Annotated in this window: 32 protein-coding genes; 2 read left to right on the top strand and 30 right to left on the bottom strand. The window is 69.5% G+C overall.

What is annotated here, in order from left to right; genetic code table 11:
* Positions 1-40 precede the first annotated feature (40 nt).
* The 8 genes from CES90_RS03890 to CES90_RS03855 form a co-directional block, all read right to left on the bottom strand.
* Positions 41-520 carry a hypothetical protein gene (locus CES90_RS03890; RefSeq protein WP_189783022.1) on the bottom strand — a complete coding sequence of 160 codons (480 nt, stop codon included), beginning with the start codon at positions 518-520 and terminating at the stop codon, positions 41-43.
* A 23-nt stretch (positions 521-543) separates the two neighbouring features.
* Positions 544-1,926: a hypothetical protein gene (locus CES90_RS03885; protein WP_189783023.1), complete on the bottom strand. Its 1,383-nt coding sequence runs from the start codon at positions 1,924-1,926 to the stop codon at positions 544-546.
* 96 nt (positions 1,927-2,022) lie between these two features.
* Positions 2,023-2,271, bottom strand: a complete 249-nt coding sequence (locus CES90_RS03880) for a hypothetical protein (protein ID WP_189783024.1) — start codon at positions 2,269-2,271, stop codon at positions 2,023-2,025.
* A gap of 86 nt (positions 2,272-2,357) precedes the next feature.
* The gene (locus CES90_RS03875; protein WP_189783025.1) at positions 2,358-2,597 is read right to left on the bottom strand and encodes a hypothetical protein; all 240 of its coding nucleotides are present in this window, start codon (positions 2,595-2,597) and stop codon (positions 2,358-2,360) included.
* 223 nt (positions 2,598-2,820) lie between these two features.
* Positions 2,821-2,958 (bottom strand): hypothetical protein, encoded by a 138-nt coding sequence (locus CES90_RS03870; protein ID WP_189783026.1) that lies wholly within the window; start codon positions 2,956-2,958, stop codon positions 2,821-2,823.
* 163 nt (positions 2,959-3,121) lie between these two features.
* Positions 3,122-3,472, bottom strand: coding sequence for a hypothetical protein (locus CES90_RS03865; protein ID WP_189783027.1), 351 nt, complete (start codon positions 3,470-3,472; stop codon positions 3,122-3,124).
* The gene (locus CES90_RS03860) at positions 3,469-3,882 is read right to left on the bottom strand and encodes a hypothetical protein (RefSeq protein ID WP_189783028.1); all 414 of its coding nucleotides are present in this window, start codon (positions 3,880-3,882) and stop codon (positions 3,469-3,471) included. Before CES90_RS03860 ends, CES90_RS03865 begins: the two co-directional genes overlap by 4 nt.
* Complete coding sequence (locus CES90_RS03855) at positions 3,879-4,355, bottom strand: DUF6907 domain-containing protein (protein WP_189783029.1); 477 nt, start codon at positions 4,353-4,355, stop codon at positions 3,879-3,881. The genes CES90_RS03860 and CES90_RS03855 overlap by 4 nt, the downstream gene beginning before the upstream one ends.
* 233 nt (positions 4,356-4,588) lie before the next feature.
* On the opposite strand from CES90_RS03855, the gene CES90_RS03850 reads away from it, so the two are divergent.
* Both CES90_RS03850 and CES90_RS03845 read left to right on the top strand, forming a co-directional pair.
* A complete protein-coding gene (locus CES90_RS03850; protein WP_189783030.1) occupies positions 4,589-4,834 on the top strand; it encodes a hypothetical protein in 246 nt (81 codons plus the stop codon).
* Between the two features lie 122 nt (positions 4,835-4,956).
* Positions 4,957-5,718: a helix-turn-helix domain-containing protein gene (locus CES90_RS03845; protein ID WP_189783031.1), complete on the top strand. Its 762-nt coding sequence runs from the start codon at positions 4,957-4,959 to the stop codon at positions 5,716-5,718.
* A gap of 54 nt (positions 5,719-5,772) precedes the next feature.
* Here the strand turns inward: CES90_RS03845 and CES90_RS03840 are convergent, their stop codons facing one another.
* The 22 genes from CES90_RS03840 to CES90_RS03735 form a co-directional block, all read right to left on the bottom strand.
* Positions 5,773-6,102 carry a GIY-YIG nuclease family protein gene (locus CES90_RS03840; RefSeq protein WP_189783032.1) on the bottom strand — a complete coding sequence of 110 codons (330 nt, stop codon included), beginning with the start codon at positions 6,100-6,102 and terminating at the stop codon, positions 5,773-5,775.
* An 879-nt stretch (positions 6,103-6,981) separates the two neighbouring features.
* Entirely contained in the window at positions 6,982-7,635 is a 654-nt protein-coding gene (locus CES90_RS03835; RefSeq protein ID WP_189783033.1) for a hypothetical protein, read from the bottom strand.
* 200 nt (positions 7,636-7,835) lie between these two features.
* Positions 7,836-9,401 carry a nucleotide exchange factor GrpE gene (locus CES90_RS03830; protein WP_189783034.1) on the bottom strand — a complete coding sequence of 522 codons (1,566 nt, stop codon included), beginning with the start codon at positions 9,399-9,401 and terminating at the stop codon, positions 7,836-7,838.
* A 9-nt stretch (positions 9,402-9,410) separates the two neighbouring features.
* Complete coding sequence (locus CES90_RS03825; RefSeq protein WP_189783035.1) at positions 9,411-9,713, bottom strand: hypothetical protein; 303 nt, start codon at positions 9,711-9,713, stop codon at positions 9,411-9,413.
* On the bottom strand, positions 9,710-10,378 hold the full coding sequence (locus tag CES90_RS03820) for a hypothetical protein (RefSeq protein WP_189783036.1): 669 nt from the start codon (positions 10,376-10,378) through the stop codon (positions 9,710-9,712). Before CES90_RS03820 ends, CES90_RS03825 begins: the two co-directional genes overlap by 4 nt.
* 89 nt (positions 10,379-10,467) lie before the next feature.
* Entirely contained in the window at positions 10,468-10,941 is a 474-nt protein-coding gene (locus CES90_RS03815; protein WP_189783037.1) for a hypothetical protein, read from the bottom strand.
* Positions 10,942-11,017: 76 nt separating this feature from the next.
* Positions 11,018-11,380: a hypothetical protein gene (locus CES90_RS03810; RefSeq protein WP_189783038.1), complete on the bottom strand. Its 363-nt coding sequence runs from the start codon at positions 11,378-11,380 to the stop codon at positions 11,018-11,020.
* A 62-nt stretch (positions 11,381-11,442) separates the two neighbouring features.
* Positions 11,443-12,264 (bottom strand): DNA adenine methylase, encoded by an 822-nt coding sequence (locus tag CES90_RS03805; protein WP_189783039.1) that lies wholly within the window; start codon positions 12,262-12,264, stop codon positions 11,443-11,445.
* A 65-nt stretch (positions 12,265-12,329) separates the two neighbouring features.
* Complete coding sequence (locus tag CES90_RS03800; RefSeq protein WP_189783040.1) at positions 12,330-12,833, bottom strand: HNH endonuclease signature motif containing protein; 504 nt, start codon at positions 12,831-12,833, stop codon at positions 12,330-12,332.
* A gap of 71 nt (positions 12,834-12,904) precedes the next feature.
* Positions 12,905-13,126: a hypothetical protein gene (locus tag CES90_RS03795; protein WP_189783041.1), complete on the bottom strand. Its 222-nt coding sequence runs from the start codon at positions 13,124-13,126 to the stop codon at positions 12,905-12,907.
* 61 nt (positions 13,127-13,187) lie between these two features.
* Positions 13,188-13,856 (bottom strand): PDDEXK family nuclease, encoded by a 669-nt coding sequence (locus CES90_RS03790; RefSeq protein WP_189783042.1) that lies wholly within the window; start codon positions 13,854-13,856, stop codon positions 13,188-13,190.
* Complete coding sequence (locus CES90_RS03785) at positions 13,853-15,208, bottom strand: replicative DNA helicase (RefSeq protein WP_189783043.1); 1,356 nt, start codon at positions 15,206-15,208, stop codon at positions 13,853-13,855. The genes CES90_RS03790 and CES90_RS03785 overlap by 4 nt, the downstream gene beginning before the upstream one ends.
* 12 nt (positions 15,209-15,220) lie before the next feature.
* Positions 15,221-16,258 (bottom strand): hypothetical protein, encoded by a 1,038-nt coding sequence (locus tag CES90_RS03780; RefSeq protein WP_189783044.1) that lies wholly within the window; start codon positions 16,256-16,258, stop codon positions 15,221-15,223.
* Between the two features lie 89 nt (positions 16,259-16,347).
* Positions 16,348-18,141: a DNA cytosine methyltransferase gene (locus tag CES90_RS03775; RefSeq protein WP_189783045.1), complete on the bottom strand. Its 1,794-nt coding sequence runs from the start codon at positions 18,139-18,141 to the stop codon at positions 16,348-16,350.
* Complete coding sequence (locus CES90_RS03770; RefSeq protein ID WP_208921401.1) at positions 18,141-18,395, bottom strand: WhiB family transcriptional regulator; 255 nt, start codon at positions 18,393-18,395, stop codon at positions 18,141-18,143. The genes CES90_RS03775 and CES90_RS03770 overlap by 1 nt, the downstream gene beginning before the upstream one ends.
* Positions 18,392-19,237, bottom strand: a complete 846-nt coding sequence (locus CES90_RS03765; RefSeq protein WP_189783046.1) for a hypothetical protein — start codon at positions 19,235-19,237, stop codon at positions 18,392-18,394. Before CES90_RS03765 ends, CES90_RS03770 begins: the two co-directional genes overlap by 4 nt.
* Entirely contained in the window at positions 19,234-19,416 is a 183-nt protein-coding gene (locus CES90_RS03760; RefSeq protein ID WP_189783047.1) for a hypothetical protein, read from the bottom strand. Before CES90_RS03760 ends, CES90_RS03765 begins: the two co-directional genes overlap by 4 nt.
* Positions 19,413-19,760 (bottom strand): hypothetical protein, encoded by a 348-nt coding sequence (locus CES90_RS03755; protein WP_189783048.1) that lies wholly within the window; start codon positions 19,758-19,760, stop codon positions 19,413-19,415. The genes CES90_RS03760 and CES90_RS03755 overlap by 4 nt, the downstream gene beginning before the upstream one ends.
* Positions 19,757-20,095: a hypothetical protein gene (locus CES90_RS03750; protein WP_189783049.1), complete on the bottom strand. Its 339-nt coding sequence runs from the start codon at positions 20,093-20,095 to the stop codon at positions 19,757-19,759. Before CES90_RS03750 ends, CES90_RS03755 begins: the two co-directional genes overlap by 4 nt.
* A 70-nt stretch (positions 20,096-20,165) precedes the next feature.
* Positions 20,166-20,969 carry a recombinase RecT gene (locus CES90_RS03745; protein WP_189783050.1) on the bottom strand — a complete coding sequence of 268 codons (804 nt, stop codon included), beginning with the start codon at positions 20,967-20,969 and terminating at the stop codon, positions 20,166-20,168.
* Positions 20,966-21,943, bottom strand: coding sequence for a YqaJ viral recombinase family nuclease (locus CES90_RS03740; protein ID WP_189783051.1), 978 nt, complete (start codon positions 21,941-21,943; stop codon positions 20,966-20,968). The genes CES90_RS03745 and CES90_RS03740 overlap by 4 nt, the downstream gene beginning before the upstream one ends.
* Positions 21,940-22,194 (bottom strand): hypothetical protein, encoded by a 255-nt coding sequence (locus tag CES90_RS03735; RefSeq protein ID WP_189783052.1) that lies wholly within the window; start codon positions 22,192-22,194, stop codon positions 21,940-21,942. Before CES90_RS03735 ends, CES90_RS03740 begins: the two co-directional genes overlap by 4 nt.
* Positions 22,195-22,215 lie beyond the last annotated feature (21 nt).

Raw genomic sequence — 22,215 nt, 5'->3', positions numbered from 1 at the left:
GTGTCGGGGCGGGGTCCGGGGTGGACCCCGCGGGGTTGGGTTAGAGGCCGCCGAGCATGTTGCCGAGGGAGGCGATCGCGGACTCGGTGAACTGGTCGCCCATGGCGCCGATGACCGTGCCCGACAGGGCGATCCCGAACAGGCCGACGAGCACGGCGTCACCGGGCTTGATGTCGCGGTGCTTGACCCGGACGACCACGATGAAGCCGAGCAGCAGGATGGCGACGACGCCAGCGCCGATCGCGCCGCCGGACGCCTGCGTGGTGATCTGCTCGCCGTTGACGCCCATGGGCTGCTGCCCGCTGACCGGGTTCTGCAGCTGGGCGCCGGAGCCGCCGCTGTCGGGGGTGAGCCCGTTGGTGATGCCGTCGGTGCCGCCCGGCGTGGTGTCGGTGCGGGCGATGGCGATGACGGTGGCCTCGTGCTCCGGGGAGGCGGCGGACGCGGTGGCGTTGGCGCCGGCGAGGAGGGCGATGGTGGCGCCGCCCGAGATGGCCAGCCGAAGAATCGTGGCGTTCATTACTGATCTCTCCTAGGGGTGGGTTAGTTGGCGTTCGGGCGGGAGTTCTTGGCGGTGATGGAGGCTTGCTTTCGGGCCGCCGCAACGTAGGGCGCGGTGTCGCCCTTGGTGCGTCGTCCAGGGCGCGCGGGCGGGTTGTAGACGCGCTGCTTCTTGGTGGTCTGCATTTGCGATGTACGCTGCGCGTTCGTGGTCTTGCTGACGGTGTTGACGGGCTTGTTCTGGCGGGCCGCGTCGACCCTTGCGGCGGCGGCGTTGCGCATGCGGAGAACGTCGGCGGACTCGCCCGGCTTCGCGCCCTCGACGTCGAGCTTGGCGCGCTCCCAGACGGCGTTCGGGTCCGTCTCGCCGAGGTCCGCCGCGAGCTTCACGGCGTGCTCCCACACCTTCGGGAAGTGCGTCGTGCGGAGCTCGGTCAGTTGCGCCGCCTTCGCGGCGGCGGCCTTGTCGGCGGCCTCCTTCTCAGCAGTGCGCTGCTTCTCCTCCGCAGCCTTCTCCACCGCGAGTCGCTTCGCTTCCTTCTCGGCTGCCTTGCGCTGCTTGCGGGTGAGGGCACCGTCTCGCTTGCGGATCTGGCCGTGCTCGTGGAGGTCGTACACGCCGGGGCCAGCGATGGATGCGAAGGCGGTTCCGATTGCGGTGGCCGGGTCGAACGCATGCAGCCCGTGCCAGAGGTTGATCGCCGCCGCGATGAAGGCGAGCACCCACGCGATGAGCCGGTAGTGCCAGTGCGGCCGGTGCCCGGAGGCCGCGGCCCGGGCGCCCTTGAGAACAACCCATGCCCCGCCTTCAAGCATGATCGGCGCGGCCATCAGCCACAGGGCGTTCGGGTTGTAGAACGCGGCGATCTGCACCGGCAAGGCGACGACCGAGCAGACGGCATAGAAGCGCAGCGCGTACTTCCGCCACTGCTCCTCGGCGGCAGCGATCTCGGCAGCCTTCGCCGCTTCGGCTTGCTCCTGCGCGGCGGCCTTCTCCTCGGTCTCGCGGGCGGCACGCTCCTGCTCTTCGCGCTCCCGGTTGAGCTTGGCGATGCGGGCCTCGCGGGCAGCCTGCTCTTCGCGGGCGCGGGCCTCAGCCTTGTCGTTGGCAAGACGCGTCTTGCGCGCTTCCTCCTCCGCCTTGAGGCGGATCGCCTCAGCCTCAGCCTCGGCCAGCTTCAGGTCGGCTTCCTTCTTCGCCTCGGCTGCGAGGCGGCGCTCCTCCGACTCGGCCCATGCTGCGGCGCGGATCGCCTCGGCCTGGGCCTGCGCGACGAGTTCGCTGTCGACCTGGGCGCCCTGCTGGGTTTCGGTGGGGGTGTCGGCCTGGGGGGCGGGGGTGGCCTCTATGGGCTGCCAGTCCCCCAGCACGGGCACGGCGGGCGGACGGGCGGTGCCGTTCACCTTCGACGGGCTGGCAGTCATGGCGGTCTGTGTCCTTTCTCGGGTTCGGTTGGTTGGAAGCGCTGGCGCGGTTCCCCTCGACCCCGCCCGTGCGAGACGGGCGGGGCGGGCAGCCGGTCAGCGGGAGTACGGGTGCAGGTAGATGTCCCGGTGGCGGTCCGCCTGGTCCTGGAAGCGCTGTGCCATTTCCGTGTCACCGCGTAGGGCGGCGTCGCGTGCGTCCGAGGCGGCGGCACCGGCGGCCTCGCGGTCGTAGTCGGGGTCCACTGGGCTGTCGTGGTGGCTGGAGGGTGTGCTGGCCCCGGCCTCGGCGTTGGCGCGGTCGAGGATGCTGGGCCGGGAGTTGTTGCGGGAGAGAATTCCCATGACGGGTTCCTTTCGTGGGTGGTGTGGAAGCGCTGGCGCGGTTCCCCTCACCGCCCAACACGAGTTCGGGCGGATCGGGCAACAGGTCAGGCGGCGGCCAGGTAGTCGAAGCCGCGCAGCTCGTCGACCAGCGCCGGGTCGATCGCCTTGGCGTGGTCGAGGATCAGCAGCATCTGCTCACGGTCACGGTCGGCACGGGCGGTCACGTAGTCGGCGAACAGACCGGCGACCACCGTGTCGACGACCTCGCCGATCGTGGCGTTCTTACGACGCCGGGCACCCAGCTCGGTGGCGGACAGATCGGCGTCGAACAGGATCATGGACATGGCTCGTAAGCCCTCTCGGGATAGATCGAGTGGAGTAGTGGGCCGCAGGCGGCGAGGCCGCGGGGGATTCGGTGTCATCCCGCCGCCTGCGGCGATCAGGGTGGTCAGCTACGAGGCTGACCGTCAGGGCAGTCACACACAGCCGGACCGTCCTCGTACCGGCCGGACGAACCACACGGGATGCAATGCCAGTCCGGCAGCCAGTCGTCGGCCTCGGTGTCCATCACGACACCGGTCGCGTCTGCTGAGCAGCGGCCAACTGCTCGGCGGCCATACGGGCGGCCTCAGCAGCCTGCGCGGCAGCCATCGCCTCTGCGATCCGCTGCTGGGCCAGAGCGTCAGCGGCCTCCTGCTCCGTCATCACGCCCTCCCCTCGGCCGGGACAACCAGGAACCGGTCGCCGGCGAGGTCCATCACCACGGTGGCGTCGGTGCCCTGGGTGCGGAGCTCGGCCGCCATCTCCTCCGCCGGCCACGAACCACGCGGGCCACCAGCCGGGAAACTGTCGAAGATCTCCCGGGCGCTCACAGGCCACCGCCCTCAGCGTCCATCGGCGGAACAACCTCGGCCCGGATCGCCCCGGCCGGCTCATCGCCCCACTCGAACTTGGCGTACAGGGTGGCGCTGCCGTCCCGGCGGATGCGCCCCGTCGGCTCGGCCTGAAGGTAGGCGACCCAGGCGTTGAAGTGCTGCCGCTGCTCGTCCGCCGTCACCCCCAGCCCGTTCACGGTGCCGGTGATGGCCCCGGTCGTCGCGATCGTCCAAGCGATCGCCGGAAGCCCCTGCTGGGTGGCGGCGTCCAGGAACTGGGCCAGGATGATGTGGGCCCGCATCTGCCAGCGCAGACGGTCCGCGTTCTCGATGCTGTAGCTCACGCCGCACCGCCGATCAGGTCCAGGCGGCCGGCCTTCGCGAGATGGCAGCGGCACATGGCCATCTCATCCTGCGCCTCGAGGCAGCCGTCGACGTCGCCCGAGGCGGACAGTCGGCGGCAGCACTCGGACGCGTACCGGTAGCGGGTGGCCGTCTCCAGTGGGGCCAGCAGATCGGTACGCCCGGCCTTGGCCAGCACACCGAACATGTCGGCCATCGTCTGCTGCGCCTGCCCGATCGAATCGAACTCAGCAGGCGACAGCGTCGACGCCGGCCGGGCAACCAGCTCGTCGTAGTGGAACGCCGCGACCTCGTAGCGCGTCACCGCACGGATCAGCGGCAGCGGCAGGAGCGCACGCTCCAGCTTGGCCAGCGCCTCGGCGGCCCTGGCGTTCAGGGTCTCGGTGCTCATGCCGCCACCTCCACCGCGTGCTCGTTGTGCAGACGGGCGGTGTCGGCGGCCTCACGGATCTTCGCGGCCAGCTTCTCCAGGTCGGCCGCCACCTCGTCCGCCATCTCCGGCGTCAGGTAGGCGTCGACGCTACCCTCGTCGCCCACGATGATGTGTGCCGCCCGCATCTGCAGGTCGCTCGACATCGGGTCGCAGCCGACCGCCGCCGTCATCGTGTAGGCGGGCTTGCTGGGGTTGAAGAACGAGTGCACGTGCACGGCGAGCGTGTCGCCCGTGTGGTCCACGTCCTCCAGGAAGTGCACCCACTCAGAGACGTGGTTCGTCGCACACCAATCCGGGCACGGCACGAACACCAGCTTCTGCTCGGGGCCGGGGGCTCCGATCGCCACCGGGGCGAGGTGATGGCCCGGCGCGATCGCCGGGAAGGGCGTGACGGTACCCAGGACAGCCTGGGTAGACTGCTGCTTATCCATGAGGCGACCTTTCAGAGCTTCCTCGTGGTGAGGGCCGGCCCGCGATGTGAGAGTTGCGGTGTCCGGCCCGTTTTCTGTTGTGTTGCTGCCCGCAGGCAAAGCCTGGTGAGAGTGGACAGCGGTGACGACTTCAAGGGGGGCCTTGGAGCCGCTGAAGTACAGCCTGCACTCGGGCACACCGCACTGTCAAGAGGAGTCTTGAAGTTGCGGCGAACGGCCCATACGCTACGCGCATGACAGAAGCGCTCACCTCCGCCATCGAGTCCGAGACGGGACGGCTCGCGCAGATCACTAATCCCGTAGAGCGCTTCCACGCAATCCGAGAGTTCCGCGAGGTCGTGGCTGCCGGCGAACGCACCGGCAGGGACCTCGAAAAGGATGCGGTCAACGAACTCAAGGAAGGCCGACCGTGGCGCGAGGTCGGCGAGATGCTCGGCATGTCCGGCTCCCGAGCGGAGCAGATCGCCAAGGGGCGATGACGGGGATTCATCCATGCCCACAAGGTGACATCTCGGCGTCACTCTCCGCGACGACACCCGAGGCGACATCCTGGCGTCATTAAGGGCGGCATTCCGGCGTCATAGCGGCTACCGTATAGAACATGACCGAACCAAACGCCACGCTCCGGGCAGTACGCATCTCCATGATGCTGAGCCAGGATGACTTCGCCAGGGCACTTCGGGAAGCCGGAGTGCGCGCTGGTGATCGGATCGACGCAAGCAAGCGGCTCGTGCAGCGATGGGAGTCTGGAGCCATCGCCGCACCAAGTGCCCGCTACGCCCGCGCTCTTGAGGTAGTCACCGGCATGCCGATCGACTCCCTCGGCTTCAACTCGCCAGTCATGGCGCGCGTGGCCGACGACGGAGCGGGCGGGCACGACGTCCACCCATCCCCCGAAGGTGTCGCCGCACCTGGCCCTGGCCCCACGCCACAGACCTCACCGCGCGCCAACTACTCGGGCGTCTGGCTCTCCAAGTACGAGTACTTCTCCAGCGGCCGGGACGCCACCTTCGCGGGGGTGCACTACGTGCTGCTGCTCCAGCACGGCAACCGGCTCACCGTCCGATCCCTGCCTGGCGCCTCATCGAACCCCGACTCTCCGCTCACCATGGACCTCACAGTGGACGGCAGCGTCGTCACCGGCACGTGGGTCGAGCAGACTGCGACCGACGGCTACTACCGAGGCGCCCGCTACCACGGCGCCATTCAGATGCTCGTCGAGCCGACGGGTACCCGCATGGCCGGCAAGTGGATCGGCTTCGGCAAGGACATGGACGTCAACACCGGGCCCTGGGAGCTCCGCCTCCAAGACCCGTCGACGAATCAGGCGACGATCGCCAAGTACAGTCGGCGACCCGAGTGAGGCAACACGCCAAAAGCGCCCCCAGCCGCATGGCTGGGGGCGCTTTCTGCTGCCCTATGCAGCGATGTTGAGGGAGAGTTGCACTGGCTTGCTGACTGGCGTCGGGGTCGTCTTCGTCCACCCGTCGACCAAGTCGGTAATCAGCGGGAGTACCCGCGCGGGAAAGTATTCGCGGCCACGAACGGGCGCCTCACGAGCATCCCTAAGCGCGGCAAGAATGGTCTTCTCCAGCCGCAGCGCCACGTCGCCGGGCAGGCCCTCGACCAGGCGTATGACACAGTCGAAGCCATCGCGTGAGTGGTCGCCGAGCCGGGGGCGCGGATCGCCAGACGTGATACCAAACTTCACGACACCGTTGATCTCGTCGGCGACGACGTAGAACACATTCGGCCGACGCCCCCTGCATGCCCAGCAGATGCCCTGCCCTTGCCCCACACCGTGAGGGCGAGGCGTGCAATCGTGCCCGTTTCGGCATCGCACACGGTGCGGCGTGTCGGATCCGAGCCACTCGCGTTCGAGCAAGGTCGCACCGAGTTCTTTGAGTCGCGCACGGAACGCCGCCTCGGCAACCTCCGGGACATTGCCCGCGCACGTGGCGCAGATGCCCCACCGCCGCGTGTTGTTCGGCCGCGGGCTACTCGCGTGTCCTGCCGAGCACCGCACCCGGTGCGGCACGTCTTTCCCGAGCCATTCCGGTTCAAGTACCTCGCCACCGAGCCCGGTGACGCGCGCACGGAACGCGTCCCAAGCAGCCTGCGGATCACAGCCCACACACCTGCGACAGATGCCCTGCCCTTGCATCACGCCTGCGGGACGAGGCGCGCACTCGTGACCGGCTGAACACCGCATCCGATGTGGTTTGTGGTTGCCGAGCCATTTCGGTTCAAGGAGAGTCGCACCCAGGTCCGCGAGCCGCGCCCGGAACTTCGCCTCAGCCGTCTGCGGGTCACGGCCCGAGCAGACACGACAAATATGCCCTCCCTGCTGCACCCATGATGGGCGGGGCGTGCATTCATGACCGGCGGCGCACCGCGCCCGGTGTGGCTTGTCGCTGCCAAGCCAACTCGGTTCCAATACCTCGCCACCTCGCTCTTTGACGCGCTGCCGGAACCTAGCGTCGGCCCGTGCCGAGCGAGCAAGGCTTTGTACAGTTGCCATGCGGGGACTCCTTCGCAGTCTCCGAAGTGGCCCCGGCCGGTGCACCACCACCACCGGGGCCGCGCCATGTTTGGTACCACCAACATAGCTGCGGTGACTGACAGTTCAGGCCGCATTCCGCGTCACGGCGTCGGCATTCAACTCGGCATCAGTCCAGGAGCTTCCGCATCCGCTACATCGCGTGTACATGTCGTGGTCTGTGCGGCTGAGCGCCATCAACTGACAGCGTGGACACGGCCTCGATATGGCGCGGGTGCGGATTTCAATTCGAGCAATCCCGCGAATCTGCCACATGAGGTCGTTCAACTCGCTGACCAGTTCCGCGCCCCACGGCTTCGTCGCCGCAAAACCCAATTGGTTGGAGAGCCAGGAGGCCAAGTCCTCGACGCGGTACCGGATGGGCCCGTTGATCCGGCGCTCTTCGCATACGAGCCTCACCCACGAGCCGAGCACGCCCGCGATGGGCTGCTGTCCGATCTGGTCTCCGTGCGGGTCGTGGACGGTTCCGCTGGCGGCCGGCCCGACGAGGTTGAGGACGTCGGCGCGGCACGGCAGCGGTGCCTCCCGCGTGCCGGCGCGTCCGGTGTCGCCGCTGCGTTCCCGCTGCAGCGAGCCGTGGAGGACGACGAGGGCGGCCGGGATGCTGGCGAGGATGGCGCGGGCGCGGTGGATGCACAGGTCACACAGCTGCTGGGCGGCAGCGGTCTCGTGCGCGCGGAGTTCGCGGCTGCAGTGCGGGGCGGTGCAGGCGGCGCTCATCGGGTCTCCATGTCGGTGTGGTTTGTGCGGGTTTGGGGTTCGGGTTGGGGTCGCGGGGCGGGGTGGCGGCTCTCAGCGCCTCTGTGCGGGCCGTAGCTCGCCAGGGACCCGAGAGCCGGTTTCGGCGCTCTCAGGGGCGCTCAGGCCGTTTCTCGGGCCCATTCCGCCCCACCGGGCCACTCACTCCGGGACCTCGACGGTCACGGGGTGGCCCGTGCGAAGTCGTGGTGCGCCTCGTCGGGATCGTCGACGTCGCACACCCCGCAGGTTCCGGGCGTGACCGGGTCGTCGCCCTCGCGGTGCGCGTCTTTCGGGTGGCTGCACTCGGCGCACGGCTGCGCCCCGTCCTGCCGCACCCCGGCGGCGAGGGCAGCACGAATCTGGCGGGCTGAGTCGCGCAGCGCGGGGCGGACGATCTCAACTACCCCGGGCGCATCGGCGTCGCTCTCCAAGCCTTCGGCAACCGCGCGCAACTTGGCGGCCGCCTGCGCGCGCCGCTGCTGTTCTTCCTTCCACGCCTTGCGGTAGCTGTCTCGCTCGCGCGCCACGGTCTGGATGTTGCGGACGAGTTGCTCGGCTGTGTCCTCGGCTTCGTCCAACTGCTCGCGCAGTCGCTCGATCTCGGCGCCCTGGTCGGTCTCGGGCTTGTTGGTGGTCGGCGTCTCGGCTTCCGGTGTCTCGTTCTGCTGCTCGCCAGCCACACCGGCAGGCGCGTCACGGTGCTTGGGCAGCCCCGACCACCAGCCCAGGTCGCGGCCCAGCTCGTCCAGGTCCTCGCCGGGGTGCTCCTCGACGAACCAGCCCCAGCAGGACCGGCACTTGCACCACTGGTGCGGCGGATAAGGCTGGGCCGCGTCCTGCCGCACCCCGGCGGCGGGCCCGGTGTTGCAGTCGGCCGGGGCCGCCGGCTGGTGCTCCTGGCAGGGCCAGGCGAGGTCTCCGTCCTCGTGATCACCGCCGTGGTTGGCCTTCAGGGCGCACTCCCTGAGTGTTCGCGGGTCCGACTCGTGGCACAGCGGGCCGGGACCACGCCGGGGTTCGCGGTCGCCGATCGCTTCACGGACCGCGATCTCGTACTGCATGCCGGTCGCTCCACGCTCCTTGCAGTCGCGGAGGGCGACACGAACACGGTTGACGCAGTCGATGAGACGGTCACGTTCCTGGGCTGTCTCGTCGACGGGGGCGGGGATGATGTCGCTCCAGTTGAATCGGGTGGCGGCCCCTTCGCCGTCCGTCTCGGGCTTGGCGGTGGGCTGCGCGTTGCGGACCGCCTTTCGGCCTGTGCGGCGGGCTAGATCTGCCGCCTCGTGCCACACCTGCGCCTGATCTTCGAGGTCTCGGCGCATCTCCTCCTCGGCCTCCACAGACAGCGCCTGCGCTTTGGCCTGGAGGGCGGCTACGACTTCGTCAACCACGCTGGGACTGGCGGCGGGCTTGGTGGTGGTCGGCGTCTCGGCTTCCGGTGTCTCGTTCTGCTGCTCGCCAGCCACCCGGTAAGTGGGCACGCTGCCAGGTCCGACGGACTGCCAGTACGGCTCCCACTCCTCGGCCGCCGCGTCGTACCGCCAGCCGAACGCCACCAACTCGTCACGAGCCCCCGGGGGGCCACCCACGAACGCGACCTGGAACACGTCCCGCTCGCCCGGCTCCTGGCCCGGCTGCGGCATGAACACGTAGCTGCCGGTCGTGATGCCGTCGCCGAAGACGGGTTCGCCCCACCGGTCGGTGCCGTGCGGCGGCGTGGGCTGGTCATGCAGTTCGGTCACGGGAAACTCCTAGAAGTCGTCGGGAAGCGGGGTGAGGGCCCGCGGTGAGGGATGAGAGCGAAACCAGCTGTGCGAGTGAGGTCGGTAGTCGTTGGAGGCCACGTCGCGACGAAGAATCCAGATGCGGCCGACGCGCGGCAGAACGGCTTCCTGGCCGCCTATGCGCAGGGTGACGGGGATGGGTGTTCCGGCTTCGGCGAGCTGGGCGTGGGCGCGGGCTCGGAGGTATGCGCCGGGTTCGGTGTCGGCGGCTTCGCTGAGGCTGTAGCCGGAGCCTTCGTAGCGGATGATCCAGAGCACGTGATGGGTCATGTGGGCTGCTCCTCGCCAGCCACACACGGGCCAGACACGTCGGCCACGCGGCGCTGCCACTCAGCCCCGCAGTCCGGCGCGCACAACTCGTGGTCGCCCTCGGCGTGGGCCATCAGCCGCTCGTGGACGGAGCACGGCTCACCGCCCGGTTCGCAAGCCACGAAGTCGCACGGCGTCGCCACGTACTCGGCCTCGCCCGCCTTGCGAAGGAAGGCGTCCATGAGCGCGAACGCCGCGCCCGCAGCATCGACGGCCCCGCGCTCGGCGTAGGCCCCGCCCGCCTTGTTGCACTCGGCAGCGGCGTCCAGCCACGCGTCCGCTCGTGGCGCGGGCGGCGGGACAGACACAGCAGCCTCCGGGTCGTGCAGCCGCGCCTCCTCCGCCAACCACTCGGGCCAGCCATCCGGGCCGCCGTAATAGTGCTGGCCCATCGGCTTCTCGGTCGGGTACCGCTCGCCGTTACGCATCCACCAGCCCTTCACGTAGGCGTGGACGCGGCCCAGCTGGCTGTCCGTCGTGGACCGGTACGTGAGGGTGATCTCGGTCGGGGCCAGGGTGAGGCCCTTCGTGTGCTCGGCGGGCACATCCGGCACGCCCTTCACGGCGTATGCGACGGAGCGGGCGAGCGGAATGCGGTCGACGGCGGCGGTCTCGTGGTTGGTCACAGCTTCTCCTCGGGAAGGTTCAGGGGGCCGGACGCCGGTAGGTCGAATACCGGCGGCCGGCGTTCTGGTGTGCGGGGTAGCCGGATGCGTCACACCGCGGCGGCGGCGCGGCAGGGCTCGCTGCTGTACTCGCCGTTGTCCTGTCGCTGGCAGGAGCAGACCTGCTCTTCGCGGATGTGGGAGCAGCGCTCGATGCCGGGGTCCTCGCGGCCGTCGTCGTCGAAGTACTCGTCGCACTCGCGGTCCAGGCACTCGAAGGTGCCGACGAGAACCGTGACGGGCTCGTGCGCGGTGTCGATGCCGGGGACGATGCCGCGCTTGGGCCGGGCGTGCTCGCGTACCCGGCACGCCTCCCACGGCACCATGTCGCCCTCCTCGGCGGAGCAGGCCAGACAGGCGGATCCGACGGGGGCGGACAGGCAGAGGATGCCGTCGTCGTAGGGCTGGTGGTTGCACATCCACTGGTCCCAGGCGTCGGCGCCGCGTTCGGGGATCGGCTTGTGGGGGCAGTGGTCGGTGTCGGCGGCCCAGTAGTAGGTGCCGGGCTCGTGCTGGTCGGTCATGGTGTGGGCCTTTCGTGATGTTGCCGGGTGGTGGTGTGGGTGGTCGTTGGGTGGGCGCGGGCTACACGACGAGGGCTCAGCAGATGTCGAGGACCGTCACGGGCTGAGCACCGGGCGTGGCCTCGGTGGCGACGTCGAAGTACCACTCGAAGTCCGGGTCGTCGCCGCGCTCTGGGTCGGGCTTGCGGAAGACCACCCACATCTCCTCGACGCGGTCGTACCAGCCGTCGAGGTCGGCGCGGCAGTCGTCGGCGAGGTTGGCGAGGTGGCAGAAGACGCGGGCGTGCCGGTTGAAGGCGGCGAAGGCGCGGCGGGTGCCGGGGTGGCCGAGGGCGAGCATGTTGCCGTCCTCGCCGATGTGGCAGACGGGGATGCCGTAGTGGGTGGCTTCGGTTGCGGGGTTGGTGAGCGGCTGGTGGGTGACGGTCTGGGTGGTCACGGTGTGCTCCTTGGCGAGACGGTGCGGTTCGTGTCGATGGCGGGAGGACGCTACGGGCGGGGTCAAGCGGCGGGGTCTGCGAACAGGTCAAGCCGGTCACCGAGCAACCGGTTCGCCCACAGCACTTCGGTGCGGGCCCGGTCGCTGGTCGCGTTGTCGGCGCGGGCGCTGGTCTCGTGGCGGTGCCAGCCGTCGTACAGCTCGTCGTACAGCGGGCTGTGGTAGCCGGAGAGGACGACCGTGGCGCGGCAGTCGGCGACTGCGGCCGCAAGTTCGCGGTGCTGGTCGTCGCTGCGCATCTCGTGCCGGTAGTTCGCGAACGAGCGGGTCGAGCCGAGGTACGGCGGGTCGACGTACAGCAGGACGCCCTCGTGTCGCCCGTACTTGGCGATCACGTCGAGGGCGGGCGCGGCTTCCAGGGAGACCGCGTGCAGGCGCTCCGCTGCGGCCGCGAGCCGGTCGACGTAGCCGTCAAGGCAGCCGGGCATCGACGTGGCCGTTCCCGCGGGGTCGATGTACTGCCGCCAACCGGTCTTGCGGAGGGTGCCGCCGCGCCCTTGGGTGAGGCGCACCCAGACGCGGCGGGCGGTCTCCAGGTCGTCGCCCGGCGCGTCCTCGTAGGCAGCATCGTGCTCGGCACGCGAGTGCGGGGTGAGGGCACAGGCGCGGATCAGGTCCGCGGGCCGGTCGCGGAGGATCCGCCAGAACATCATCAGCTCGCCGTCGAGATCGTTCACCGTCTCCAGCCGTGAGGGCTGCTTGGCCAGCAGCACCGACAGGCCGCCGCAGTACGGCTCGACGTAGTGGTCGTGGGCGGGCAGCAGCGAGACGATCCACGGGGCGATGCGCTGCTTGGACCCGAAGTACGGGACGGGGCTCTTCACGGTGTCGTCGTCTCCTGGTGGTGTGGGCGGGGCTCACGGGGTTCGGGCGCGGGTCGTAACCGGCGTCAGGTGATTGCCTGGCGGGCCTTCCAGCGGGCTTGGGTCTCGCGACGACACGCGCGGCAGCGGCGTGCGCCGTTCGGTTGGCTCTTGGACGGCTTGATGTGGTGCGTGTTCTCCGGGGTGAACTCGTGGCCTTTGTCGCAGTGGGTCTTGCGGGCGTTGAGCGCGGCCGAGGCGACCCCACGGAGGGAGTTCTCGCGCGGGGTGACGGCCTCCAGATGGGCCGGATTGACGCAACGGCGGTGAGGGCAGTTGTCGCCTCCGGGGCACGCCGGGTCCTCGTTGTGGCAGAGGTGGTCGAGGTAGAGGCCGGCGGGTATCGGGCCGACGAGGAGTTCGTAGGCATAGCGGTGGGCGCGGTGCGTGCGTCCCTTGCGTCCGCTGCTGTGGAAGGACCCGTAGTTGCCTCTGGCTTTCGCTGCGGTCCAGATCCAGCAGGAACCGGTTTTATCCACCTTGGCCCAGAAGCGGTCTGCTTCGTCGGGTTGTGCTGCGGGTGCGGGCATCGCGTGTTCTCCTCGCGCGGTGTTGATCACTTGTGGATGGCTGTGGGCGAGCGGTGGTGATCGACTGGCGGTCAGACAGCGGGACGAGGTACGAGGCCAAGGACGACCGCCGACGTGCAGGGCCAGGGGACCGGGAGGCGGACGGTCGACCGGCGCGGGACTTCGAAGGCGTCGAGGGAGCAGCGGACGCTGGTCGTGTAGCAGCGGGTGCAGATCGGGACGCCGTCGTACTCGAACGGTTCGTGGCCGAACGTCTCGGGCTTACTTACTGGCGGGTCAGGTGGGGTCGTCATGGGGTGCTCCTAGGCGGCGGGGGTGATGAGGCGGAGGCGGGTGGGTAGGCGGCGGTGCAGGTCAGGCGGCTTCGCCATGCTCGAACCGGGCGGTCCGGCCGAGGGTGTACGCGGCCTCGACGTGCGGGCCGACGGTGATCCCGGGGTGGAGCATGGGCTTCGTGAGATCGCCCTTGAGGGGCTTCGTCACCGGCCGGCCGACGGGAATCGGCATGGCGCCCCAGCGCTGCCAGACCTCCAGGTCGCCGGGCCGGATGGTGCTCAGGTCGGCACCGAGGTGCTCGAGGTCGGCAGCCGCCATGAGCAGGTGCAGGCCGTACATGGCCGGCGGGAAGTCGCATTCGTCGGAGCAGCGGTGGCACTGCCCGCAGTACGCGGCTCGGGTGACGCTGTGGTGCAGCGGGGTGGCGCCGTTCGTGTCGGGGATCTGCCCGAGGATCAGCAGGCTGGTGCTGCCGCCGTTGTGGCCCATCCCTTTGGTGGGGTGGACGGCATCGGCGAGCAGGGTCATGTCGAGCCGTTCCTGGCTGCCTTTGACCTCGATCCACCAGCCGATGTCGGGGAGCAGGAAGTCGGGCAGGTAGGGGCGGCGTTCGTCGCCGACGAGAAACCCTTGCGGCTCGTACTCCCAGCGGATGCCGAGGTCGTTGAAGACGTGAGCCCAGCGGGCTTCGAGGCGGCTGCGGAAGTGGTGACCGGAGTAGTACGTGTTGATCGCCTGGATGCTCATGCCGCCTCCATGTCGACAATTTCGGCGTAGTGGCCCTGCCAGCCGGCGGTGACGATCGAGTTGTGGCCCATGCGGTTCTTCGCGACGATGAAGTCGAACTCGCCGGCCCTCGGGGACTCGCGGTCGTAGTAGTCCTCGCGGTGCAGCAGGATCACGATGTTGGCGTTGTTCTCGATGCCGCCGGATTCGCGAAGGTCGGACAAGGTGGGTGTCTTGTCGGTGCGGTGTTCGCTGACTCGGTTGAGCTGGGCCGCGGCAATGACGACGATCTTGAATTCCTGGGCGAGTGCCTTCAGGCCCACGGCGATCGAGTCGACCTCGATGACCCGGTTCTGTGCCTTCGCCTCCGCTTTCGCGATCTGCAGGTAGTCGACGATCAGAGCTGCGGGCAGTTCGTCGTTCGCCTGCATCTGCCGCAGCCGCCGCCGCCACCTGGACACCGGCACCGCGGGGGTGTCGTCGATGCGGAGCGGGGCGCGCCGGATCCGCTCCCGGGCCTCGCGCACGGCGGCGTACTGCTGCCGGTCGAGGGTGCGGGCCCGAAGGCCGTGCAGCGGGACGTGCGCTTCGGCGGCGACCAGGCGCTGCCCCATCTGAACGTGGGACATCTCCATCGAGGCGATGAGGACACCGCGACGGTGCTTGACGGCCACGTGGCGGCCGATCCCCAGGAGAACAAGGCTCTTGCCCATGGCGGGTCGTCCTGCGACCACCACGAGGTCGCCGGGCTCCATGGGTGCCACGGACTGGAGGTGGGCCCAGGGCAGCGGGAGGACATCGTCGCGGGGGTTGTCGTACTCGTCGAGGACGGCGTCGACGACGCGGTCGAGGAGCCATTCGCGGGAGTCGGTGCCGCCCTTCGCCGCCGCGGTGAGTTCCTGCAGCTTCGATGCAGCGGAGTCGACGATGCCGGCAGCAGTGTCGTGGTCGGCCTGGGCTGCGTATCCCATCTGCACCAGCTCGGTGCCGGTCTCGATGACGGACCGCAGCAGGGCCTTGCCGCGCAGGACTTCGGCGTAGTGCGCGGCGTGGGCGGCCGTGGGGACGCAGCTGATGAGGTGGTGGATGTAGGCGTGGCCGCCGACCCGCTCGAGGTCGCCCTGCTGGGTCAGCTGGTTGGTGACGGTGATCGGGTCGAGGGGCTGTCCGTTGGCGAACAGGGCAAGCAGCGTGTCAAAGATCCGCTCGTGGGCGGGCTTGTAGAACGGGTACTTCACTCCGTCCACGACCTCGACTACATCGAGGACGGCGGTCCGGGAGAGCATCATGCTGCCCAGGACGGCCCGCTCTGCGTCGGTGTCATTCGGCGGGATGCGCTCGAAGCTGGTCTGGTCGTCGTAGTAGTCGGTCACTGGTGTCCTTGGTCAGGCCGCGTCGGCGGTCCGGTGGGCGGGGTGACATGCGGGGCACGGCTTCTTGGAGCTGGGCTCGGTGCGGAACTTGGCGTTGAATTCGGCGGCGGGGTTGCCGTCTCCGCAGTCGCCGCACCACAGGGGCAGGTTGGAGCCGGACTTGGTGGCGGTCCGCTGGGGAGCCTTGGGCAGGTCGCTGATCCGGATGCGGAGTACCGACATGGGGCGGTGTACGCCGGCTGCGTTCTCGGTGAGCTTGGCGATGAGGTCTGCGTCGAGCCGCCATCCCTGTTCGGTGATGGCTTCGATCAGCAGTGGCGCCATGGCTTTGGCGGAGACGCGGCCGAGGGGCCACGGCTCGGGCAGGTTCATGAGGAAGTCGACGGCGGCGGCGAGGGCCGGATCGTCCTTCTCGCTGCCCGCCTTCCCAGCCGAGTCGACGCCGCGGGGGGTCACGGACGGAGGGAAGGTAGGTGTGGTTAGGGGGATAGGGTCTCCCGCCTGGGTGACCAATGACTCCCTAGCGGGTGACCTTTCTCCCCTAAAGCCCTCCCGGCCGGGTGACCTATCCCCCTGAAAGCCCTCCCTAGCGGGTGACCTTTCACCTTCAAAGGTCTCCCAGCCGGGTGACCTTTCGTTGTTGTGCCAGGCGTGGGGGTCCAGGTCGGGCGACCGCTCGCCCTGGTCGTCCCAGTAGGGCGCCGGCCGCCCGGGGAACTCGGTCTCGAAGGGGATCCGGAACGTGCGCTGGTGGCCGCGGTGGGCGTAGACGAGCTGGCCGCGCTTGTTCTTCAGCGGCTCGCCGTCTTGCCCCTTGATCGGTACACGCAGCTCGATCCCGCGAGCCGCCAGCTTGCCCAGCACCTTGCCGACCTGAGCCTCGTTCTCGAAGCCGGTCTTCCACAGCAGCTTCTGCATGAACTTCCGGCCGTAGCCGATCCGGCTGTCGTCCCAGGCCAGGTCGGCAATGGCCAGGGCGACGACACGCTCGCCGGACGAGATCTCCAGCGGCAGCCGGTCCTCGAACCAGCGGCGGAGCTCGTAGCCCATGGGGTTCTCTCTTCTCGGTAGCGCTGGATGACGGCGGTGTACGGGTGGGGTGGCGGGTTAGGGTCCGGCGCGCGGCCGGCAGCAGCCGGTCACGCGGCGAGCGCCGTCTCGGTCTGGGGCTCGGCGTGCCGCTCGATGTCCTCGCCGGTGATCGCCTCGACGAGGGCGCAGACGATGACCTCGGCGCAGTTCGGGGTCACGGCGTTGCCGTATTGGCGGACGCGTTCGCGCTTGGAGCCGAGGACGATGTAGGCGTCGCCGAACGACATCGCGCGGCCGATCTCGTGGGGCTCCAACATCCGGAACAGGACGTCCTCGATGTCCACGTCGCCCTGGACGAGGGCGTACCGGTCGCGGGTGGAGAGCGTGCCGACAGGCTCGGCGACGGTCTTCGCGGTGCCGTTGCCGTAGTAGGGGACGAGGAGGTCTTCCCAGGTGACGAGCGACTGGTGGCCGGCGGTTGTCATGGTGCGGAAGTACTCGTCAGCGCTCGTGCACATCTGCCCGGCGCCGCCGCGCGGCGTGTTGTTCCGCATGACGAAGGCGGGCAGGTTGGGGGTGACGAGTCCGTGGTGGTTGCCGTTCGCGGATACGGTCCCGACGGGTTCGCCGATGGACCGGCCGCGGAGCTGGTCGCCGCCTCCGCGCATGGTGACCATGAACGGCAGCCAGGCCAGGCCGGTTTCGTTGCGGGCGGTCTGGGTGCGGAGCGGGTTGTTCGCCGAGCCGGGCTCCTTGCCGTCGCGGCCTTCGACAGGGATCAGCAGCGGGGGCACGGCGAGGCCGTGATGTCCGCCCGATGTCGCCACAGTGGCGAGCGGCGCGGTGACCGCCCGGACGCTGCTGCCGCCCCGGAGTTCGGTGATGAAGGGGGGCACGGCCAGGCCGTCGTTCTCCCGCGTGGTGCGGGTAGCCATCGGGTCGGTGACTGGGGTGGCGTCGTTGCGCCACGTGCCGCCAGCCGGGACCATCATCGGCCGGGCGAACTTGTCGAGGCCGGCCTGGATGCGGGCGAGGGTCTTGTCGGCGAGCGGCTTGGCCCGGTCACCGATGCGCTGTCCGGGGAGCGACCAGTCGATGGCGACGGCGGCCGGGAGGGTTTCCGGCTCGACGATCTGGTTGCGGCACGTCGTGTTCGGGCAGCGGTAGACGTATTGCTGGCGGTAGCGGCCCATGTCGCGGCCGGGCTGCTTGAACCGCTGTACGGCCTGCACCCACGTGTCGCAGCCGGTGCACCAGGCGCGCGGCCTCAGCCACTTGTCCCAGTCGGGCGTCCGGCCGAGCGACTTGTGCCAGTAGGCGACGTACAGGCGGTCGCGGGACTGCGGCGCCTTGTGGACGGTGCGCGGGTCGGCGTGCATCGAGTTCAGGGCGATGACCCGGGTCTCGTAGCCGAGCTTGCGGATCTCGCCGATCCACCGGTCCCACTGGTCCCAGGCGCGGACGTCGACGACGTTCTCGACGACGCCCGCCTTGACCAGTCCCCCGCGGGCGATGACGCCGCGCAGGTACATGGGGACTTCCTCCATGAGCGCGCGGGATCGCTCGACTTCCTCGGACGGGCCGAAGCCGTCGAAGAGATCGCCCTGGAGACTGGCGTCGAAGTCCCGCTTCTTGCCGCGGGCGTTGGACCACTGCGGGCATTCCGGGGAGGCCCAGAAGATGTCCGTGACGGGCCACGTCTCGACGGGCGCTTCGCGGATGTCGCCGCGGTAGTGGTCGACGGTGGGGAAGTTCGCGGCGTGCGACTCGATCGCCCGCTCCCAGTGGTTCGCCGCGCGGGCCATGCGGACGCCGGGGATGGAGTGCATGCCCTGGCTGGAGCCTCCGGCGCCGCAGAACCAGTCCATGACCGTGAGGTCGGTGTCGTCGTGGCGGTACATCAGGCGGCGGCCCTTTCCGTGTTGGGGTGGGTGACGGTGCGTTTCCGTGGGGGCGTTCCGGCCCACATGCCGTGGAGGCTGATGTCGGCTTGCCCGGCGAGCGTGTTGGCGTGGGCGTCGCACTCGCGCCGAACCGGGCAGCGTTCGCAGATGAGGCGGGCGTCGCGGTAGGTGTTGCCGGGCCGGTCGGCCGCCCACAGGTCGGGGTCGGTCTGTGCGCAGCGGGCGTCGGCCATCCAGTCGTAGCGGCTCACGCGGCCACCTCCAGCGCGTACTCCGGGTGGTCGCGGAAGGCGTGTTCGACGTAGGCCTTGGAGACGCCGAGTCGTGCGGCGGCGGTGGCCTTGCTGACGCCGGTGGTCCGCATGATCCAGTTGGCGTCTTGGGCGACGATCTCCCGGCGGGTGACGCCGTAGAGCGGCTCGAAGTCCGGGTCGTCGATCGCGCCCGGGTGCCGGTCCCAGTAGGTGGGGGTGGGCCAGCGGTTGGCGGCTGCCCGCTTGGTGGCCCGGGAGATGTTCCGCTTGTCGACGCCGTGCCGGGCCGGCTTCCGGTTGCGGAGGAGCTCGTAGGCGTCGGCGACGCTGGAGGCCGTGCTGGCGAGGACGGTCTTCCGCTGCAGCAGGGCGCTCATGTTGTTCACGCTGAGGACGGTGTGCGGGGCGATCCGTTCGAGGGGGAAGCCGATGGCGACGAGTGCCTGTACGCGGCGGATGGTGCCGGTCGCGTCGATGCGGCCGGTGGTGATGTTGTCGGGTGTGACGGCGAGGAGTTTGGCCTGTGTGGTGGTGGTGCAGCGTTGGCGGCGGGAGCGGCGGTTGCCGTACTCGTGGTGGGTGAAGCTGCGGACGGCGAGGTAGGAGAGTCCGGTGGCGGCGGCTACGGCGTGGATGGTGATGCCTGCGGCGTACAGCTTGAGGAGGTGCTGGCGGACGGGTTCGGCGTCGACGTAGCGTCCGGGTTCGCCGCTGGCTTTGGCGCGGTAGCGGGCGCGGTCCCACTGCCGGTAGCGGTCGACGCATTCGGGCAGCCGACACCGGTAGTCGGTGTAGCAGGTGAGGGTGTTGTGGTTCGGCGGCTGGCGGTGGGCGGTCACGGCTGCGGGTTCTCCTTCCGGTGTGCGGGGTGGTTGGCGTAGGACTGGATGCGGCGGATGTCTCGGCGGGTGAGGTGCCGGTCGCCGCGGACGGCGTGGACGACGGCCCACACGGCGGCGGTGAGTATGGCCCCAGCGAAGACGAGGGCGGGGAGAGCGGTGATGAGGCGCTCGGTCACGCGGCGGCCCTCCTCGCTGCGGCGGTGCCGCGCCAGGTGCGGACTCCGCTGTGGTGGGTGGTGGGGCGCTCGGAGCAGGCCCAACCCGCCTTCTTCACGTAGCCCTCGTCCTGCAGCAGGGTCATGAGCCGGCCCCAGTGGGCTTGCGGGTTGGGCGGGGCGGACAGTTGGTGGGCGTCGGCGATCTCGAAGCAGGTGAAGGTGCGGCCCGTTGCAGCGGCGGCTATGAACTTGGGCCAGACCTCGGCGAGCCAGGTGTCGTAGTCCTCCGCCTGCCGCTGCGTCTTCGTCTTGCGGGGCTCGGGGACGCTGCCGTCGAGGGCGGGCTGCACGCTGGCGGTCACCGGGCCGCCTCCTCGAAGACACTGTTGACCAGCGCGTTGTGAGCGTCGACGGCGACGTTGAAGCAGTCGATGCACAGGAACGTGACGGGCTTCTCGATGCCGGGCTCGTCCCACGGCTGGGCGGGCGCCTGCCAGCGGAACAGCCGCTTCTGCTGGGTGCAGTCGGGGCACTGGCCGTCGCGGCTGCTGCCGACGATCAGGGCCTCTTCCTGACGGAGCAGTTCGGCCTCGTGCTCGCTGTAGGTGATGCCGCAGCCGGTGCAGTCGCCGGGCCGGAAGATCGAGCCGTGGGGCGGCTGGCAGGGGAAGCTGTGCTTGCAGAGCGATACCTTCATGGCGGTGTGGTCTCCTGGTGTTGTCGGGCGCCCGCCTGTTTGCGGCGGGCGGGAGCCCGGAGGGGATGGGCTAGTCGGTGCTTCCGGGCTCGAGGGCGGGCCGGGTCGGCTCGCTGAGGTAGTCGGGCGGGACGTCGAGCGCGTCGGGCTGCCAGTCGGTGCGGACGGTGCCGTCGTGGGCCATGGCGCGGGCGAGTTCGGCGCTCTTCGGCAAGGCCTTGAAGTGGTTGCGCAGGACGGTCTTCTTGGCCATCTCGTCGTAGCTGTTTCGCCAGGCGGGGCTGTTCTTCGAGGGCAACTTCTCGCGCCGCTCTTCGATCTCCGCCGGGTACATGACCTTGAATGTCCGGCCGCCATTGATCAGGCGGGCCACGGAGTAGTAGGCGATCGCCTTGCCGCGGGGCCCCGTCTTGCAGGGACGGTGGACGAGCTTCTCCTCGAGGCCTTCCTCGTGCTCGAAGTAGTCGTTCTCGCGGACGGTCTCGACCTTCACCGACGACGCCATCGGGTGCTGGTAGAAGAGCGTCACCATGCCCTGGTAGCCGAGCTGGAACGTGGCCTCCCCCTTGTAGGGGACGATGAACGCCTCCTGCGTCGGCGAGCCCGGCTCGAAGCCCAGCTGCGAGCAGGTCATGAGCGCGCCCAGGAAGGACTCGGTGGTGCAGTTGGCGAGGTCGGGGTTCTTGCGGATCAGGGTGAGGGCGATGCGGGCGATGCGATCCGCGTCCATGTGCTTGGGGAGGGCGCGGGCGATCTCTGGCTTCATGCGTTCGATCTGCTGCGCCATGGTCGGCTTCGACTGCTGGCTGGCCTGCTCGACTTGGCCGACGTTTTCGGCGCGTCGGGCGACGGCGTTGCGGGCGTTGCTGGTCACTGGTTCTCCATGACGATGTTGAGGACTCGGGTGGGCTCGCCCCGGTACGGCTCGGGGTCGAGGTCGGGGTCGAGGTCGAGGGCGGCGGTCTTCCAGCTGATCTGGCCGAGCCGGGGCCGCCACGTGTAGGCGAGTTCGCCTCGGATGTAGACGTCGGTGCCGTCGCCGGCCAGTGCCTTGAGGTGGTTGTCGGCCTCGGTGAGGGCGATGTCGGCGGCGGCCATCTGCTCCTGGGCGGTGGCCCGGATGTTCAGCCACTTCTCGACTTCGGCGGCGTCGGCGACGACGTCCTTGCGGGTCGGCTTGGCGTGGAGCCGGTCGAGGAGCTGGCCGGTGGCGTGGCTGCCGTCGAGGGGCGGCCGGGTGCCGGTTTCGACCCAGCCCCAGAACTCGGCGGCGATGGCGAGGAGGTTGTCGATGAGCTGCTCGTCGCGCTCGAGCCGGTGGACGATGGTGCGCTGCCCGCCGATCAGGGCTGCGGTGTAGCCGAACGACCAGCCGGTGACCATCAGTTGCCACTGGACCTGTACTTGCACGCCGACCGGCGGCTCCTCGAGCCAGTCGTCCAAGGCGTAGCTCGAGCGGGTCTTCAGTTCGACGACCCCCGGCAGACCGTCTTCTTCGGTGGTGCGGTCGAGGTTGACGAGCGCCCAGGGGATGTCGGGCAGGCGCAGGGTGCCGGGGTTTTCGAAGACAGGCAGGCCGGTCTTCTTGGTGAAGCGGCTGGCGACGAACGGCTCCAGGTCGTGCCCGTTCTCGGCGGCCTCGTTGAGGACTTCGTCGATGCGCGGGGGCACGGTCTGGCCGGTCTTCTTCAGCCAGATCTCGAGCGGGGATGTCCACTTATTGAAGCCGCAGATCGCGGCGATGTCGGAGCCGCCGATGCCGGACTGGCGGACGGCGTGCCACTCCTCGCGGGAAGCGTCCGGCTCGAGCGCGACGACGGCGCCGGACGGGTAGGTGGCGGTGGTCATGCCGCCGCCTTGCCTGCGGCGATGGCCTGCAGGGTGGCGATGCCGTTCTCGTCGTACTTGGCGAGGGTGATGGCGGCCCCGTAGTCGGGGAACGCGTCGAGGAGCCGGGCCCGGTGGGTCATGTCGGCGCGGTCGATGAGGCTGATGAGGGATTCGGTCCAGTCGCCGGCCGGGTAGCCGCCGGGGTGGCCGAAGTGGGACAGCACGTGGGCGGCGATCTCGCGGCTGAAGGTGGGGCTGCTGGGGCTCATGTGGCTCTCCTGAGGGTGTTC

The organism is Streptomyces capitiformicae, from assembly GCF_002214185.1.
GTDB lineage: Bacteria > Actinomycetota > Actinomycetes > Streptomycetales > Streptomycetaceae > Streptomyces > Streptomyces capitiformicae.
Note: the sequence above shows the minus strand (reverse complement) of the source record. Positions and strands in the feature narration are given on the sequence as shown.

Excerpts from the sequence above, each read along its gene's own strand:
- CES90_RS03795 (WP_189783041.1), bottom strand. The coding sequence starts at position 13,126 with ATGACGACCCCACCTGACCCGCCAGTAAGTAAGCCCGAGACGTTCGGC.
- CES90_RS03855 (WP_189783029.1), bottom strand. The coding sequence starts at position 4,355 with ATGGATAAGCAGCAGTCTACCCAGGCTGTCCTGGGTACCGTCACGCCC.
- CES90_RS03885 (WP_189783023.1), bottom strand. The coding sequence starts at position 1,926 with ATGACTGCCAGCCCGTCGAAGGTGAACGGCACCGCCCGTCCGCCCGCC.
- CES90_RS03835 (WP_189783033.1), bottom strand. The coding sequence starts at position 7,635 with ATGAGCGCCGCCTGCACCGCCCCGCACTGCAGCCGCGAACTCCGCGCG.
- CES90_RS03825 (WP_189783035.1), bottom strand. The coding sequence starts at position 9,713 with ATGACCCATCACGTGCTCTGGATCATCCGCTACGAAGGCTCCGGCTAC.
- CES90_RS03800 (WP_189783040.1), bottom strand. The coding sequence starts at position 12,833 with ATGCCCGCACCCGCAGCACAACCCGACGAAGCAGACCGCTTCTGGGCC.
- CES90_RS03880 (WP_189783024.1), bottom strand. The coding sequence starts at position 2,271 with ATGGGAATTCTCTCCCGCAACAACTCCCGGCCCAGCATCCTCGACCGC.
- CES90_RS03815 (WP_189783037.1), bottom strand. The coding sequence starts at position 10,941 with ATGACCGACCAGCACGAGCCCGGCACCTACTACTGGGCCGCCGACACC.
- CES90_RS03775 (WP_189783045.1), bottom strand. The coding sequence starts at position 18,141 with ATGTACCGCCACGACGACACCGACCTCACGGTCATGGACTGGTTCTGC.
- CES90_RS03870 (WP_189783026.1), bottom strand. The coding sequence starts at position 2,958 with ATGACGGAGCAGGAGGCCGCTGACGCTCTGGCCCAGCAGCGGATCGCA.
- CES90_RS03780 (WP_189783044.1), bottom strand. The coding sequence starts at position 16,258 with ATGGGCTACGAGCTCCGCCGCTGGTTCGAGGACCGGCTGCCGCTGGAG.
- CES90_RS03875 (WP_189783025.1), bottom strand. The coding sequence starts at position 2,597 with ATGTCCATGATCCTGTTCGACGCCGATCTGTCCGCCACCGAGCTGGGT.
- CES90_RS03845 (WP_189783031.1), top strand. The coding sequence starts at position 4,957 with ATGACCGAACCAAACGCCACGCTCCGGGCAGTACGCATCTCCATGATG.
- CES90_RS03850 (WP_189783030.1), top strand. The coding sequence starts at position 4,589 with ATGACAGAAGCGCTCACCTCCGCCATCGAGTCCGAGACGGGACGGCTC.
- CES90_RS03735 (WP_189783052.1), bottom strand. The coding sequence starts at position 22,194 with ATGAGCCCCAGCAGCCCCACCTTCAGCCGCGAGATCGCCGCCCACGTG.
- CES90_RS03740 (WP_189783051.1), bottom strand. The coding sequence starts at position 21,943 with ATGACCACCGCCACCTACCCGTCCGGCGCCGTCGTCGCGCTCGAGCCG.
- CES90_RS03750 (WP_189783049.1), bottom strand. The coding sequence starts at position 20,095 with ATGAAGGTATCGCTCTGCAAGCACAGCTTCCCCTGCCAGCCGCCCCAC.
- CES90_RS03890 (WP_189783022.1), bottom strand. The coding sequence starts at position 520 with ATGAACGCCACGATTCTTCGGCTGGCCATCTCGGGCGGCGCCACCATC.
- CES90_RS03860 (WP_189783028.1), bottom strand. The coding sequence starts at position 3,882 with ATGAGCACCGAGACCCTGAACGCCAGGGCCGCCGAGGCGCTGGCCAAG.
- CES90_RS03790 (WP_189783042.1), bottom strand. The coding sequence starts at position 13,856 with ATGAGCATCCAGGCGATCAACACGTACTACTCCGGTCACCACTTCCGC.